This window comes from Prosthecobacter sp. (assembly GCF_044378005.1).
In the GTDB taxonomy this organism is placed as follows: Bacteria; Verrucomicrobiota; Verrucomicrobiia; order Verrucomicrobiales; family Verrucomicrobiaceae; genus Prosthecobacter.
Window position 1 is genome coordinate 1 of the sequence record NZ_JBILYB010000002.1, and the last position, 16176, is coordinate 16176.

The 16176-nt window shown below is 60.7% G+C and carries 9 protein-coding genes; 5 read left to right on the forward strand and 4 right to left on the reverse strand.

Going from position 1 to position 16176, the window contains the following annotated elements; genetic code table 11:
- The coding region (locus AC6FTP_RS00635) for a choice-of-anchor D domain-containing protein (RefSeq protein ID WP_497204964.1) at positions 1 to 3186 on the reverse strand (3186 nt) is incomplete at its 3' end.
- A gap of 168 nt (positions 3187 to 3354) precedes the next feature.
- On the opposite strand from AC6FTP_RS00635, the gene AC6FTP_RS00640 reads away from it, so the two are divergent.
- Positions 3355 to 6228: a sensor histidine kinase gene (locus AC6FTP_RS00640; protein ID WP_497204965.1), complete on the forward strand. Its 2874-nt coding sequence runs from the start codon at positions 3355 to 3357 to the stop codon at positions 6226 to 6228.
- 35 nt (positions 6229 to 6263) lie between these two features.
- On the opposite strand, the gene AC6FTP_RS00645 is transcribed toward AC6FTP_RS00640, so the two are convergent.
- Positions 6264 to 6674, reverse strand: coding sequence for a globin domain-containing protein (locus AC6FTP_RS00645; protein WP_497204966.1), 411 nt, complete (start codon positions 6672 to 6674; stop codon positions 6264 to 6266).
- 87 nt (positions 6675 to 6761) lie between these two features.
- Here AC6FTP_RS00645 and AC6FTP_RS00650 point away from each other — a divergent pair, with 87 nt between their 5' ends.
- A complete protein-coding gene (locus AC6FTP_RS00650; RefSeq protein WP_497204967.1) occupies positions 6762 to 7403 on the forward strand; it encodes a response regulator in 642 nt (213 codons plus the stop codon).
- 400 nt (positions 7404 to 7803) lie between these two features.
- Here the strand turns inward: AC6FTP_RS00650 and AC6FTP_RS00655 are convergent, their stop codons facing one another.
- A complete protein-coding gene (locus AC6FTP_RS00655; RefSeq protein WP_497204968.1) occupies positions 7804 to 9042 on the reverse strand; it encodes a nucleoside permease in 1239 nt (412 codons plus the stop codon).
- A 124-nt stretch (positions 9043 to 9166) separates the two neighbouring features.
- On the opposite strand from AC6FTP_RS00655, the gene AC6FTP_RS00660 reads away from it, so the two are divergent.
- Complete coding sequence (locus AC6FTP_RS00660) at positions 9167 to 9604, forward strand: hypothetical protein (RefSeq protein WP_497204969.1); 438 nt, start codon at positions 9167 to 9169, stop codon at positions 9602 to 9604.
- Positions 9605 to 9914: 310 nt separating this feature from the next.
- Here the strand turns inward: AC6FTP_RS00660 and AC6FTP_RS00665 are convergent, their stop codons facing one another.
- Positions 9915 to 11456 carry an arylsulfatase gene (locus AC6FTP_RS00665; protein WP_497204970.1) on the reverse strand — a complete coding sequence of 514 codons (1542 nt, stop codon included), beginning with the start codon at positions 11454 to 11456 and terminating at the stop codon, positions 9915 to 9917.
- 181 nt (positions 11457 to 11637) lie between these two features.
- On the opposite strand from AC6FTP_RS00665, the gene AC6FTP_RS00670 reads away from it, so the two are divergent.
- Together AC6FTP_RS00670 and AC6FTP_RS00675 are read left to right on the forward strand one after the other, a co-directional pair.
- Positions 11638 to 13428, forward strand: coding sequence for a hypothetical protein (locus AC6FTP_RS00670; RefSeq protein WP_497204971.1), 1791 nt, complete (start codon positions 11638 to 11640; stop codon positions 13426 to 13428).
- Positions 13429 to 13527: 99 nt separating this feature from the next.
- Positions 13528 to 16149, forward strand: coding sequence for a GAP1-N2 domain-containing protein (locus tag AC6FTP_RS00675; RefSeq protein WP_497204972.1), 2622 nt, complete (start codon positions 13528 to 13530; stop codon positions 16147 to 16149).
- Positions 16150 to 16176 lie beyond the last annotated feature (27 nt).

The following is a 16176-nucleotide window of genomic DNA, read 5'->3' on the forward strand; positions in this document are numbered from 1 at the left end:
CAGTCCGGTGTAAGTGCCAATGAGCTTCGTGGAGAGCGGGGTGATGGTGATGCCGTCCTTCAGGCTGCTGTGTTTGCCATGCATGTTCGTCGCTGTGACGACGATTTCGTAGGTCTTGGCCACCGTGGGTGTGCCGGAGATCAGCCCCGTCTTGGCATTCAGCGTGACACCTGGAGGCAGGCCAGTGGCGGAGTAGCTGGTGGGTGCTGCGTTGTTTGTGCCGTTACCCAGTGCGATCTGGTGGCTGTAAGGCTTGCCCACCGCGCCATCTGGCATGTTTTGATATTGGGCTACCGTGGGTTTGTAAGCGAGCAGGCGCACATCAAACACACCCGCCAGCACGGGACCTCCCCCAGGGCCGCTGACGTGACAGCGGTAGATGCCTGAGTGCACAAAGTGTGATGTGTTCACCGTGAGTGTGGCTGCTGTGTGGAAGGTGGAGCCGTTGTCCTTCGTCCAGGCATAGGTGGCCGGGCCGCTGGTGCTGACGCTGAGCTTCAAAGCCGCGCCGACTTTGACGATGTGCGTCTGCTCCACATACTTCGCCACCACGAGCGTGGCACTGCGGCGGACGGAGAAGCCGTTGCTCTTCATCTCCACGGTGTAGGTGCCGGCATCGGCTACTTTGAGACCGGTCTTCTGATAGCTGCTGCTGGTGGCTCCGGTGATTTTGGTTCCGTTTTTCAGCCATTGGTAGTTCACCGTGGCGGTCGGGTGTGTACCTTGGGCGGTGAAAGTGACGGCATCTCCCTCACGAGCCACCTGGGAGGCTGGGGCGGTCGTGACAAAGGGCATGTCCTGTGCAGTGACTTTCAGGCTGATGTCAAAAGTAGCTTCGTCGGCATCATCGCTAGTGATTTGGAGCGCTGCGGCGCGCACACCAGTCGTATTGCCCTGGTAGGTCACGGTGAAGGGCGCGCTCTGGCCGGGGTCCAGAATAGGCTTCACACCATCCGTCGAAAAATCCGCCGCATGAATGCCGGTGAGGTTCACGGCCAGACCGGTGAGTGGTAGCCCGCCACGGTTGGTGATGGTGAAAGTGCGCACCACATCTTCATGAATGCTGACGGAGCCGTAGTCGATTGTGGTGCTGCCATCCTTCAACTCGGTGCCCACCGTCTCCTCCACGGCGATCTCAGGGTGCGGCACGCCTTTGACGACGCGGTTGTTATTGTAGTCCATGACATAGATGACACCGGCACTGTCAATGGCTGCTCTCATGGGCTTGGAGAAGCGTGCGGCCAGATCCGCACCATCTTTGCCATCCGCCGCCAGTGGGCTGCCGCCAATGGTGGTGACCACTCCCGTCGGGGTGATCCGGCGGATGGTGTGATTGCGTCTGTCACACACAATGAGGTTTCCATACGCATCGATAGAAATACCCGTCGGCTCACGAAAGCTGGCAGATGTTCCGATGCCGTCGGCGTATCCAAAGGCACCGCTGCCAGCCACGGTGGTCACCTCACCTGCCGGGGAGATTTTGCGGATGCGGTTGTTATAGGAGTCCGCCACATAGACATACCCGTCCGCATCCACGGCCACATCTGTCGGCTGGTTAAAGCGTGCCGCCGCTCCTGTCGCGTCCACATAACCTCTCGCATTCGCCTGACCGGCCAGAGTCGTCACCTCACCCGCTGGAGTGATCTTGCGGATCGTGCTCACCCACTCATCAGCCACATATAGCGTGCCATCCGCTGCCACAGCCATGCCACTGGGGCTGTAAAACCGAGCCGCCGCACCCGTGCCATCCACTGTTCCGGAGACTCCCGCCATGCCAGCCAGCGTGGATACCTGCCCCATCGTGTCGATCTTCCTGATCCTGTAGTTGCCATCTGTCACATACACATTGCCTGCGGTATCAACAGCGGTGTCATGGGCATAGCCCAGTGTGGCTGTGGCCACCGGACCGTCAAGACTGCCCTCTTCCCCCGTGCCTGCATAAGTCGTCACCACTCCACCTGTGGTGGCCCTGCGCACTTTGTAGTTGTATAAGTCGGCGATGAAGACCTCACCGTTGGCCGCCACGGAGATGCCTCCGGGCCTGTTAAACCTGGCCGCATCTCCATTGCCGTCCGCATTTCCCTGAAAAGGAGCCTGCCCGGCAAAAGTGGTGACGGCCAGATCTGTGCCCACCCGGCGGATTGTTCCGTAATTGGTGTCTGCGATGTAAAGCCTGCCCGCACTGTCCACCGCAATGCCCTCAGGCCATGCCAGCCGTGCCGCCGTTCCGATGCCATCCGCCGTACCATATTGCTGCATGGTACCGATAATGGTCGTGACCTCGCCCGCCGGAGTCACGCGGCGGATGGCACTGTTACTGTTATCCACCACATACAGGTCACCATTCGGACGCACCAGCAGGCCATTCGGGTAGTCAAACCGAGCCGCACTTCCGGTGCCATCCACAGCACCCGAGGCACCAGCACTGCCTGCCAGCGTGCTCACCACGCCTGCCGGGGTGATTTTACGGATCGTGTGATTGCTCGCGTCCGAGATGAAGATCGCACCGTCCGCCCCCACGGCGATTCCGCTTGGGTACCTAAATCTTGCCTGCGTGAGACTGCCATCCGTACTGCCGATCGCGCCTGCCTGGCCTGCCAGAGTTGTCACCACACCAGTGGTCGTCACTTTCCTCAGCGTCTGGTTGTAAGTGTCCATCACCAGCAGGGAGCCGTCCGCCGCCTTGGCGATGCCTGACGGGCGAAAAAACCGCGCAGCCTCCCCCGTACCATCGGCAGTTCCGTTGGTATTCGCCTTACCCGCGAGAGTCGTCACCACTCCAGCAGAGGTGATCTTGCGGATCACACTATTGCTGCTGTCCGTCACATAGATCGTCCCATTGATGATGACGATGCCTGAAGGGTTCGAGAACAGTGCCTGGCTGCCCGTGCCGTCCGCATGGCCATACACTCCAGCCTTGCCAGCAAAGGTCGTGACCACGCCCGCTGGAGTAATTTTGCGGATGGTGTTATTGTTATTGTCCGTCACAAAGACATTGCCGGTTGCATCCACAGCCACGCCAGTGGGAGCTTCGAACCGTGCCGCCGGCCCAGTGCCATCCGCATTGCCGTCGCCGCCGGGTTTGCCGACGAAGTTGGACCATTCATAGCCTGCGCCGTGCAGGAGTGAACTGATGGACATGACCAAGAGCAAGCTGAGGTGCTGAAGTGTGATGGGATGTTTCATGAGGTGTTTCATTGTGGATTCCGCTTTGTGCGTGCGGCATCCATCCCATGACTCCGGCAGACCGGGTATCGGACCTCCGTCGGATGCGCGTCGGCTCCAGCGGGTGTTTTTATCCGACTTTGGTCGGATACCGTCGCGCGGCGGATTGTGGCATGTTAATGCCAATAAATGCCAATTAGACTGCCAACCTCGATCTGGGCCGCGCTCCTGTTTTTCACGGGAACGTCCGTTTTGCCTGCCCAGCAGCCGCAAGAGGCTGAACTAGGCTCCGTGGAGCAGGTGCTGGTCGTGAGCTCTTACGAGGCCGGCAATAAGCCGCGCCCGGTGCGGCTCTCAGGCGTCGTGCTCGGCGTAAACACCGCCCAGACGCACTTCACCCTCCACGACGGGGTGAAATCCATCGGCGTGGACCTCACGCAGCCGTTTTTTCAACTCAAGCAGGAAGACGAGGTCGAGATCCTCGGTCAGACGATGACGGCTTCCTTTCCCGGCGCGGCGCATCCGCGCGTGAGGGCGGCCTCCATCCATGTCAAAGGCACCGCGCCACTGCCGCAGGCTCTCCCTGTGGATCTGCCGGCACTCGTCTCATTCACGCACTTTGATCAATGGGTGAGCACAGAGGGCTTCGTGATGGACTGGCAGCACGCCGATGGAGAGTTGCGCATGCGTATCGTGGCCAACGGCGGTTACTTTGTGGTCATCGTGCGGCTGCCAGAGGCATCCGACATACCGGCAAAGCTCAATGGAGCACGCCTCAGGCTCACCGGCATCAATGCGGGCAACCGCAGCACGGAAAACGCCCTTTTTGTGCCATCCGCCGTGCAGTTGGAAGTGCTCGAAGAAGGCACCAATGATGTTTTTGAAGCCCCCATCGCCACCGTGCCGGATCTGATGCAGCGTAAGGTGGACTCCGGCCGCCGCTACCGCGTGCGTGGCGTAGTGGCCGCCGTCACTGAGGAGCGCAAAATCATGCTCGTGACCCCAGAGGGAGACATGATGGCCTACCTCCTCGTGCGCCGTGATCAGGACGTGCCCGGCACGCTCTACGGAACTGCGGGGAACTGGCCTCCACCTCAGGCTGGAGACCTCGTGGAGATCGTTGGCTCCACCTTTGAAACCGCCAACAGCAGCCTGAATGCCAACGGGCTGAACTGGTGCCAGTTGCGCAAGCTCGGCACACAGGCCGTGCCACCACCACGCGCGGTGGACATCGAGACGCTGCTTTCCTGGAGGAACCACGATGAATGGTGCAGCGTCGAAGGCACCGTCACCGGCTGGATGCAGGGTGCCACCACCCGCCTCTACTCCATCGTGGACACGCACGGCTGGGCCATCGTGCACGTGCGTGATGTGACGGGGGCGAGCTTTCCCAAAGACCTTCACGGCGCACGCCTCCGCTTCACCGGCATCAGTCGCAGCCGTGTCGCCAATCCTGGTGAGGCACTCGTCTTGGCAGGCACCTCGTTTATTGAAGTCATCAAGCCCGGCAGCGCGGATCCCTTCGCCGTGCCGCAGGTGGAGATGCGTGATCTCGTGAAGCAAAAAGCACCCTCTGGAGATCGCGTGCGCACGCGTGGCATCGTCACCGGGCACACGGGTGCCACCGTGCTCTACCTGCGGGATCAAAACAGCGCCATCTGCGTCATCCTGCAGGATCCCTGGGCCAGAGGAACTGGCACGCACTACGCCGATGCCGGTCCGCTGCCAAAGCTCCAGCCGGGAGATGAAGTGGAGGTCATGGGCTCTCCCATGCAGCCCCGTGCCGGCCTGGATGCGGATGGTTTTGACCTGTATCAGACACACGTCCGCGTCCTCGGTAAAAAAGATCCACCCGCACCCATACCCGCCACCATCGCGGAGATCGCCGCTGGTGCTCATACCAGTGACTTCGTCGAGACCCGCGGACGCATCGTCACCGTGCAGCAGCAGTCGGTGCGGAATGAATGGCGCACCACCCTCCTGCTCGAGGCGGACACCGGCGAACGCATCCCCCTCGTCCATCAGAGCACAAAGATCGCCAGCTTCAGCAATCAGCACGTTGATCACGACGTGCTCGTCCGCGCCTTTGTGGATCGTGTCACCGCGAAAACACCACGCCAGCTCTGGACCGTCGATGAGCAGGACATTGACATCCTCGGTGTCTCCTCTGTCGTGCTCACTCGCAGGCTCTGGATGTATGCAGTGGGCTTCATCGCCGTGCTCGCCCTATTCAGCGGCTGGATCGTCGCCCTGCGGAAATCGAACCGCGCCACCACCGCCGCCAATGCCACGCTCGAAAAGCGCGTCACCGAGCGCACCAGCGAGCTGCAAAAAGCGCAGACCGAGCTCCAGCGCGCCCTCGAGCAGGAGCGCGAGCTCGGCGAGCTGAAGTCACGCTTCGTCACCATGGTCAGCCATGAGTTCCGCACGCCGCTGGGCATCATCATGAGCGCTGTCGAGCTGCTCCAGCACTACTCCGACCGCCTGCCCGAAGAGGAAAAGAAGCTCCAGCTCCACGAAATTCAGGCCAGCACCAAGCACATGGGCGGCCTCATGGAGCAAGTCCTCCTCCTCGGCCGCGCCGAGGCCGGCAAACTCACCTGCAAGCCGCAGCCGCTGGATCTCATTTCCTTCGCCGAGCGCATCATCGACGAGACCCACTCCATCACCACCCGCAAATGCCCCATCACCCTGCAAACCGAGGGCGATCTCACCGGAGCACGCGTCGATGAAGCGCTGCTGCGTCACATCCTCGGCAACCTTGTCTCCAACGCCGTCAAATACTCCCCCGCAGGTGCCGAGGTGCTCATCCAGCTCCGCCGCGAAGGGCCGAATGCCGCCCTCATCATCACCGAACGCGGCATCGGCATCCCGGAGAAAGACCGCGAGCGTCTTTTTGAAGCCTTCCACCGTTGCAGCAACGTCGGCGAGATTCAGGGCACCGGCCTCGGCCTCGTCATCGTGAAACGCTGCGTCGATCTCCACAGCGGCAGCCTCGATCTGCAAAGCGAAGTCGGAAAAGGCACCACCTTCACCGTTCGGCTGCCTGTGTTTGTCGCGTAAGGGCGCAAGTCCCCCCTTCCCTCTGGCAAAGATCATCATCCCTCCTTCGCTCCAGCCTTCATCGTGCTCTCGACAGCACCATAGAGCGCCGTCCACGCCTCACGCACGTCCGGTGTGAACTTCCGGTCCAGCGTCACCTCCAGCATGTCCAGCAGCGCCGTGCCCACCGTGGCGTAGTGCTCATCCTTCACACCGTAGCCCGCATGACGGGCGCCCATTGCTTTCAACTCCGCCATCAGGCCGATGGGACTTTCCAGCATGCCGATCAGTGCCGCCAGCATGTCGGTGAGCTTCTGCGCCTGTTCGCGGATGTCGCCTTTGAAAAGCGGCCGCAGTGATGGATCAATCTCAAACAACCTCCGGTAAAACACCAGCGCACCCACCTCCTGGTGAATGGCCAGCTCGGCGAAGGATTGGCGGATCAGTTGGACTTGGTCGGATGTCATCGGCCGCAAACCAACCGCAGACCTGCCTGACAGGACATCCGACTTTAGTCGGATGGCGTTTCCCGGTGAAATCGCCATGATCCAGCCATGCCCGCCAAAATACTCATCATTGAAGACCAGTCCCCCATGCGCCGGAATCTCGCCCTGATGCTGCAAATGGAAGGCTACCAGACCTTCATGGCCGAAAACGGCCGCGTCGGCCTCGAAACCGCCCGCAAAGAGCGGCCGGACCTCATCTTGTGTGATGTCATGATGCCCGAGATGGATGGTTACGCCGTCATCCAGACCCTCCGCGACGACGAGGCCTTCGACAACACGCCCTTCATCTTCCTCACCGCCAAAAGCGACCGTGCGGACATCCGTCTCGGCATGAATTTCGGAGCGGACGATTATCTCACCAAACCCGTCGTGCGTGATGACCTGCTCGCCGCTGTGCAGATCCGCCTGGAACGGGCTGAGGCGCTGAAACAGCGCCTGGCTGACAACAGCGGCTTCAGCCCCAACTTCGAACGTCCCGACCTCCTCCAGCATGCCTACGGACTCACCCCGCGCGAGGCCGAGGTGCTCCTCTGGGTGGCCCAGGGCAAGAGCAACAGCGATGTGGCAGCCATCCTTGAAATGAGCGAAAAAACAGCCAAGCAGCATCTGGGCACCTGCTTTCAGAAAATGGGCGTCGAAGGCCGCAACGCCGCCACCGTGATGGCGCTGGAGGCCCTGAGCGCGAAGTAAGTGATGTAGGTTGGGAAGAGCGCATCTCCACCTTCCAAGACCTCACTCTGCCAATCTTTCCCGACGTTTTCAGGACTCGTGAATGCGTTGGGATGCTCGAACCCGGTCGAGAAGTCGGGCGACATTGGCGCAGCGTGTTTTCGAGTTCAACTCCAGCCGGACCTTACCGACCTGCTTTGAGGCAGTGGGTCAAAAGGGTGGATTTGGCTTTCTTTTACGGGTTCTGGGCACCTTGGGTTTGGGGTGATCTTTCTGGCTTCCTCAAGCTCCTGGGGGCTTTTTTGCTCAGGCACCATGACACTGCCGCTCAACACCATGATCATAGACGTGAGGTCCATGGTGCTAGCGGATGGTCTGCGGTTCCGGGGAGAACAACGACGCTGCGCCTTCAGGAGTTGGGTCAGTGCGAGACCTCAGCCGGGGCATTGAGCTCCTTTGGCGGATAGAAGGCGATGAGGAGCAGCACGGCAGCGGCCAGGGAGAGGCCGGTGGGCCAGAGGAAGAGTTCCTTGTAGTTCACCACGCCATCGACGGTGAGCTTGCCCTGAAGCGGGATGAAGAACCACTTTGCAGCGAGATCGCCCAGGCCGAGCACGAGGAGATTGAACAGCCCCTGAGCGCTGGAGCGCACATCTTTCGGGAAGGCGCCGTCGATAAAGATGTAGAGTGTGGCGAAGAAGAAGGCGTAGCAGATGCCGTGCAGCACCTGCACGAGGATGATCATTGTCTGATTCTGCGGCATGAAGGCGAAGACGGCGAAGCGCGCGGCATGACCGAGGATGCCGAGGATCATGGTGGTCTTCCAGCCCATCTTGGAGAGGAACCAGCCGAGGATGGCCATCGTCGCGATCTCAGCGATCTGGCCGATGCTCATCACAGGCATGATCCATTCAGGGGAGATGCCCACTGTCTTGCTGCCGAGGAAACCACCCGCCATGAGGAAGTAGCCGTTGTGGATCGTCGAGTCGATGAAGGTGACGAGGAAGAGAACGAGCAAGAAGGGTTTGCTGAGGAACTTCGCGGCTTTGACCCAGGCGAATCCGCCTTCGCCAGCGGCGGCGGGTTTGGCAGGCGTGTGAGGAAGGCTGAGGCTGAAAACAGCAAGCACGAGCGAAGCGATACCGGAGATGAGGAAGATATTCCGGCTGGCGGTCACGGCATCGACGCCTGTCTTCCCCTGAAGGATGAAGTAGAGAGGCCAGGCGGCGAGGATCCAGCCGATGGTGCCGCCCATGCGCACGAGGCCGAATTCCTTCTGCGCGTCCTTCAAATGCGTGAAGGCGATGGAGTTCGAAACGGAGATCGTCGGCACATAGAGCAACGAGTGGATCAGCATGAGGCCGAAGAAGGTATTGAAGTCCTTCACGAAGTACATCCCGAGGATGGCAAGGCCGCCGACGAGGTGACTGAAGGCCATGAACTTCTCCGCCGCGAAGTTACGGTCGGCGAACTGATTGCTGAAGAAGATGCCGACGACGGAGGCGATGGCGAAGGCACTGCCAACCCAGGTGATCTGCATGTCCGTGAACTTCAAACCATCCGCTCCCATGTAACCCCAGATGAGCGGCAGCCAGGCCCCCCAGATGAAGAACTCGAGGACCATCATGACGAACAGTTTCTTGGCGGCGGGTGATTTCATAAAAGAGCGCGGAGGCTAGGGAAGTACGCCAGCGGTGGCAAGGTTTATATGCCTCGGGCACATCTGAGCACATGGACATCATCCCTGGTAACAAAAGGCCCGCCAGAAGCGTTTAGCGTGCGTCATGACACGCTCTCTTCTCTTCTTTATCACCGCCCTGTTCCTTTCCTCCTGCTCGATGACCTTCCATCGCGAATGGAGAGCCTCTGTGAAACAAGGGCCCAAGCCCGGCGTCGAAGGTGCCTGGCAGGGAACCTGGAAAAGCGATGTGAACGGTCACCATGGCCGCCTCCGTGCCGTGGTGGGGCCGGTGAAGAATGCTGAGGGCGATCATGCCTTCCGCTACCATGCCACCTGGGGAAACATCCTGAGCGGCTCCTACCTGACCGATCATCGAGTGAAGGATGGCAAGGGCAGCAGCACCTTCACAGGTCAGCATGACATGCCAAACTGGGCCGGTGGTCGCTACACCTACTGTGGCACTGTGAAGGGGGATGAATTTAGCGCCTGCTACCAGTGCGCGAAGGACAAAGGAACCTTCCAGATGAAGCGGGTGAGGTGAGCCCGGCGAGTTGGAAACTCTGCAAAAAAGAGCCAATACAGCTCCCTGGAGGCTGTGGAAATACAGGGGGAAATCCGGCGACATCTACTCTCCTTGCCCAATCTCACAGCCGTAGCTTCAATCCAGTGACATCCTTCATTCCTTCGTTGAGCTATAGAAATTGGCTCAACCAGCAGGTATATATGCGCTGGTTAGCCAGCGCAGGTGTGAACGCAGGGTTGCTTGTGGCTGCTCTTTTCTGTCGGTGTAGCAATCAAACTTGAAGACGGTGGCCGCCTGGACTGACACTGAATGAAATCACGGTGAAACTTCATTTCGGCCTCTTCGCCCGCTTCGTTTCAAAAGTGAACGCCTTCTCCGGGTCCATGCGCTTCAGATCTGCTTCACTCGGACCACCGCCAAACTGCGCCCAGTATTCCTCGGCGAAGGGATTCAGCTTTGGGCCCACGGCCTTTTCATTGAGGTCGATCTGTCCGGCCAGGGAGTCCCACCAAGCATCGTAGGTGGCGAGCATTTGCTTCACGACCTCGGGTTTCTCGGCGGAGATGTCTTTCGTCTCACCAGGGTCTGCTTTGACATCAAAGAGCTGCCAACCGGTCTTCGCCGCACCTCCATTGGCCTTGGCTTTCGCGGGCGCCTGAGCCTCGCTCACGAGATGATACTGCGCTGTGCGCAGGGCGGCATTCCGGGTCTTCGCGGCCTGATAGTCGCTGCCCTTCGGCCAGCGGCCGGTGTGGCTGAAGAGGTAGCGATCTTCCCACGCGGCCTTTGGATTCTCCAGGAGCGGGATCAGACTGCGCCCTTCGGCCTGCTTTTCAGATTCGGCGCTGAGTTTAGCCCCAGCAAGCCCGGCCCAGGTGCGATAGACATCGATGTGAGCCGTCAGCGCGCCACAGTCCGCCGGAGTCAGCGTGCCCGGCCAGCGCCAGAAGGAACTGGCGCGCGTGCCGCCGATCCATGGGGTACCTTTGGCTCCATGCATCCCTGCATTAAAAACCTTCACGCCCGCCGTGCCACCGTTGTCATTCATGAAGACGACCAGCGTGTCTTTGGCGATGCCCCATTCGTCGAGCTTTGCCATCAGCTTGCCCACGTTTTCGTCGATGTTATGCAGCATGCCGAAGAAGTTCTCCGTGTCTGCACCGAGATCTTTTCCCTCGTAGAGCTTCCGGTCCTCAGGCCGCGCGATGTAGGGCCCGTGCGGCGCATTGGTGGAGATGTGGCAGTAGAAAGGCGTCTTTCCCTTCACCGACTCGATCCACTTCGCCGCCTGGGCAAAGAACACATCTGTGCAGTAGCCCTCGGTCTTCTCGAAGCGCTCATTGTGCAGGATCGCCGGATTAAAATACAGGTTCCCCGGCGCATCGCCGCAGCTCCCCGGATAGCTCTGGCCGATGCCACCGCCGCCATGGATGAACTGCTCATCAAAGCCACGGCTCGTGGGGCGATACGCCTTTTCATCACCGAGGTGCCATTTACCAAAGATCCCGTTCGTGTAGCCCGCCGACTTCAGCACCTGAGCCACCGTCACCGCCTTTGGGTCCATGCGCTCGCGCTCCAGAATCGTGTGCGTGATGCCATTGCGGAACTCATGCCGCCCAGTCTGGATCGCGCTGCGCGTCGGTGCACAGGTCGGGCTGACCATGAAGTCGATGAAGCGCACGCTCTCGCTGCGCAGCTTGTCCAGATTCGGCGTCTTGAGCACCGGGTTTCCATGCGCTGAGATATCTCCATAGCCCTGATCATCCGTCAAAATGAAGAGGATATTCGGCTTCTTGCCCGTGATCTCAGCATGCGAGACGGGTAGCAGAGACACCAACGACAACAACGAGAGGACAAAGGCACGATTCATGGTCGCTCCCAAACGCAGCGCCCATCCCGGAGCTATCACAGGGTTCTGCCTTCCCTGGTTTTACACTCCCTTAACACATTCTCCCCAGACAATCCCCTCAGCCTCCTCCAAAATAGACTCGTCACTGCCCGGCGAATCTGAGACAGGTCTTGGTAAGCCACCGAAAATATCCCCCCACGTCATGACCAGCCTTCGACCACGCTCGTCCGCTCCCCGCGTCGGCATTCTGAACTGCGCCACCGGCGAGCGTGCGATCATCGCCGCCACGCCTTTCATCATCGGCGCGAGCGCTGCGGCCGACTTCCGCACGCATTCGCCCACCTGCCCGCCTGTGCTCGGCACGATCCAGCAGCGGGGCGATCTCTTTGAGGTCACGCTTCATGCCGATAGCGCCGGAGCCTCGCTCGTCGATGGCGCTCCTGGCACGCAGTTCACCCTGCATCTCGGCGAAGAGCACACTCTGCTCTCCAATGGCGAGGCGCTCGCCTTCAAAGCACTGGCCGATGCTGCCGAGTGGAGCGACTTCGATGGCAACATGCACTGGCACTTTTACGATGCCCGCGCCCGCCAGTGGTATGGCCCCTTTGATCCCGCCGAGATGGGCGACCACCTCCGCCGCCAGTCCGCCGAAGAGGCCGAAGACAACATCGCCATGCCCGCCGGGCTGCGTGATGTCGGCTTCTTCGTCAAAGACATCCGCCACATCTTCCCCGAGCGCGTCGTGGACTCCGGCCCTGCCGAGGACCTCGTTCAGGCCGTGCATTCAGAGCCGGTCAATGTGGAGTATGGTGAGTTCACCTGCCCGACCTGCTGGTTCAAGTTTGATCGTGGCGATGCCATGAACATCGCCGTCCACGCCACGCTCCGAGGCGATCCGCTGCTTGGTGAAGACGCCATGCAGCGCTTCCACGCCACCCGATTTAATGATCGTGGTCAGGCGCTGGATGCCATGGGGCTCGCCGCGCCGGATCTCGCCTGCCCACACTGCCGCCGGAAGCTGCCGCCGGGCTTCATGGACACGCCGCACCACATCTTCAGCATCGTGGGCGCACCTTCGTCGGGCAAAAGCTACTACCTCAGCGTGCTCACCCGCACCCTCCAGACCAGCCTTTACCAAAACTTCGGCGTTACCTTCCGCGATGCCGATCCATCGGAGAACGTGATCCTCACGCAGATGCGCACGCAGCTCTTCTCCGCCTCCACGCCTGAGGATGCTTTCCTGGCAAAGACGGAGCTGGAGGGCATGCTTTACGAGACTCTTCCACGGCAGGGGAGAAAGGTTCGTTTGCCGAAGCCCTTCGTTTTTAAACTCACCCGCAGCCGTGCTCACGACACCGACTTTGCCCTCGTCTTCTACGATAACGCAGGCGAGCACTTCGAGCCCACGCGCAACAGCGCCGACTCTCCCGGTGCGCAGCACATCGCTGTGGCCTCCGGCATCTTTTTCCTTTTCGATCCGCTGCACAACACCGAGTTCCGCGCCCGCCTGCGCGGCATCCGCGATCCGCAGATCCAGAGCCGCCGACTCGATCAGCAAGACGTCATCCTCGCCGAAACCGAAGTCCGCATCAAAAACGTGCTCGGCCTCGACTCACGCCAGACCATCGACACGCCCTTCGCCGTCATGGTCGGCAAGAGCGATACCTGGGAGCATCTGCTCGGCGATACCCCGCTTCTGCCCTGCGTGGAAAAAGGCGCGCTGCTGCTCGAAAACGTCCGCCAAAACTCCGCCCGCCTCCGCGAACTCCTCCTCGAACTCTGCCCCGCCATCGTCGCGAATGCCGAGGCCATCTCATCAAACGTCGCCTACTTCCCTATCAGCCCCCTCGGCTGCTCCCCCGTCCAATTCACCGACAGCGAAGGCCATGTCCGCATCGGCCCCGACCCGCAAAGCATCCAGCCGAAGCAGGTCGAAGTGCCGTCACTCTGGGTGCTCTCGCAGTTGGCTCCTGAAGTAGTGATCGCAAAATGACGAAGCACGAATGTCGAATGCCAAAACCAATCCCATTTTTCGTCATCATGGCCTCTGAACTTCGTCATTCGTCATTCGGTATTCGTCATTCCTAACTCTATGGCCTCCCAGCTCCTCTACACCTCCGCCCCCCGCCTTCTCGAAGCGGGTCGCACCGGCTTCGGCACGGTGGCGCGGCATCGTGCGGTGAGTGGGCTGCTGGTGGCGTCAGTGGAGCGTGCATCGCAGTTCGCCCGTTTGTCAGGTCTAAGCACGCGTCGCGTCGTGTTGAGTCATCGCATCATTCATGCAGGCGCCGCGAGCTACCATGTGCTGAGTTGCATCCGCGATGCTGGCTCTGACTACACTGGGCGCACGAATCATCTCGCGCATCACCTCATTGCAGATGCGCGCGAGGCCCGAGCTGCCGCTGAAGCCGGAATCACGCCCGCCGATGTCTTGAAGCAGATGCGCTGGCTGACGACTTGGAATGAAGCCCCGCGCTTCTTCGAGCCGAGCGAGGAGATCTCCCTCACCAGCTTCCGCGCCAGTCCAGGCAGTGGGGCATGGCAAAGGGTCACCGGCAATGCAGCGAACGCCCTGCTTCCCGCTCAAGCACAGCGCTGCCTCATGCTTCTGCCGGGTGAAGACGGCGCGCTCGATCTCTTCCAAGAGTCCCTGCAAACCATCGGCGGCACCGCCGCATGGCTCGTCAGCTTCACTACGCATCTGGAGCCTACCGACGACCTCGCCGAACTGCGCTGGCTGGCTTTGAGCCACAGCTCTCCACTCCGCCAGCAAGTCGAGGGAGCCGTGCGCACAACCTTTGATCTTACCGCTCCAGAGTCACTTCCCACACCGAAGCTGCCCGAACTCAAACCAGCACCCATCGCCTCACCAAGCACAAACGTCCTCCGCACCACGCCCAGCCCGCACCAGGCCACCACCGCCGTCCCCAGCAGCCCGCTTCCGCCCATCTTCGCCGAACCAACAGAACGGCCTCAGCGCTCCCCCTGGCCGATGATCGCCATCGCACTCGTCATCGCCGCCGCAGGCATCGGGGCCTTTGTTTTCCTGCCAAAACTGCCCTCTGTGCGACCATCCAGCGCGGAAAGTGCCATCAGCATCGCCAAGACCGTCGATGACCTTTGGCTCAAGCATCGCCTGAATCTGCCGGAGACAAAAAGCTGGCTAAAAGCCGAAGCGGATGAATCGCTCGTCGAGGCTCACGAAGAAGCTCTGAAGCAGATCCTCGCCGCGAGCCGCGAGCCGCTGCGCCCGATGGAGATCGCGATACCGCCACGCACGCAGAACGACTTCACCGACCTCATCACCCACTTCCGCTCCTGGCAAAAAGCCGTGCAACAAGGCGTGCGAGACCCGCAGTGGTCCGGCGAAGATCCGCACGAGGTGCAGGCCGCCGCGCTCGTCGCCCTCAGCCGCATGAAAGAGGCCTGGAGCAAGGTCGCCTTTGCCATCCGTGGCGTCCCCGAGATGCCCGATGACCTCGCCACCGAGATCTACACTCAGGTCCTGAAGCACCTCTCCGCCAGCACTGCACCAAAGCTCGGCACGCCGAACCAATGGCTCGACCTCCTCGAACTCACCCGCACGAGCAGCAGCCCCCAAGTCGGCTGGATTCATCATTGGAGTTTCGTTTCCACACTCACCGTCGCCCCTACTGCCAGCGAACGCGCGAAGCTCGAAGAACTCACCAAGATGCCCGACGCGCCTGTGTGGTTCCGTCAGCTCACGCAGAAGCACCTGGATGCCAAAACACTCGTCCCAGCGCCAACTCCACCGCGACCCGCCGTGCCCACGCCAGCGACGTTGCCACCCGCGAGCCCGGAGCAACTCGTCGCCGCCGATGGCCCCACCTCCGCCCATCCGCGCTACATCGTCATCGAGACCAGCTTTCAGAAGCTAGACACACTCATCGCCGCGCTGCCCACCTTGCCGACCGAGGCCGACATGCAGGTCTTCCTCGGCTCTGCTGGACAAAACGAATCCCAAATGACCCGGCTCCGCGCACTTGGTGCACCCGGTGTTTATCGAAAGAGCTTCAACGACCCGCTCACCCTCGAATTCAGTCAGCATCGGCTCGCCAAACTGCCCGATCCCAGTGTCGCCACACGACTCTTTGCTCGTGAAGCCAATGGAGCCCGGGTGCTCTTCGAGATCATCGTTTTGCCCAAAGCCGCACCGCTGGCAGATGCATGGCAGTCTTCGCCCGCCTTCACCTTCCGTGACCGTCATGATGGTGCCCGCACGCTTTTGGATGCCGCCGCTTCGCGCTGGCTACAGACCCTCATCATCCCCGGCGGCATCCCTTTGCGCCTCCAACATGTCGATGACCCCACACGCCGCTTCCGCCTGAAAAATGAAGGCAACAACGTGCTCGTCGAAGCCGACACCGAAGCCACCACCCAAAACGAGACCAACAAGTCCAAGCTCAACGCCCTTGATGTCGAAATCGAATCTCTGCGCCAAGGCATCCGCATCGACGAACAACGCCGTGGCGACCTCGCCAGCGGCAACCTCGCCAAGCAGCAAAAAGAAGACGCCATCCGCCGCCTCGAAGACTCGTTGGCAGTCCGTCAGCAGCGCCTCCTCCAGCTCGAAGAAGACCGCAAAGCTCTCACTCCCACATCGCCAAACTTCGTCGGCCTGCCGACTGGCATCTACTCCCTCTTCGCAGGACCTCGCAGGCTTTGCGAGATCAAGATCGAGTCCAGCAAGTAGCTCCCATTGAATCTTTCCCCATACTTC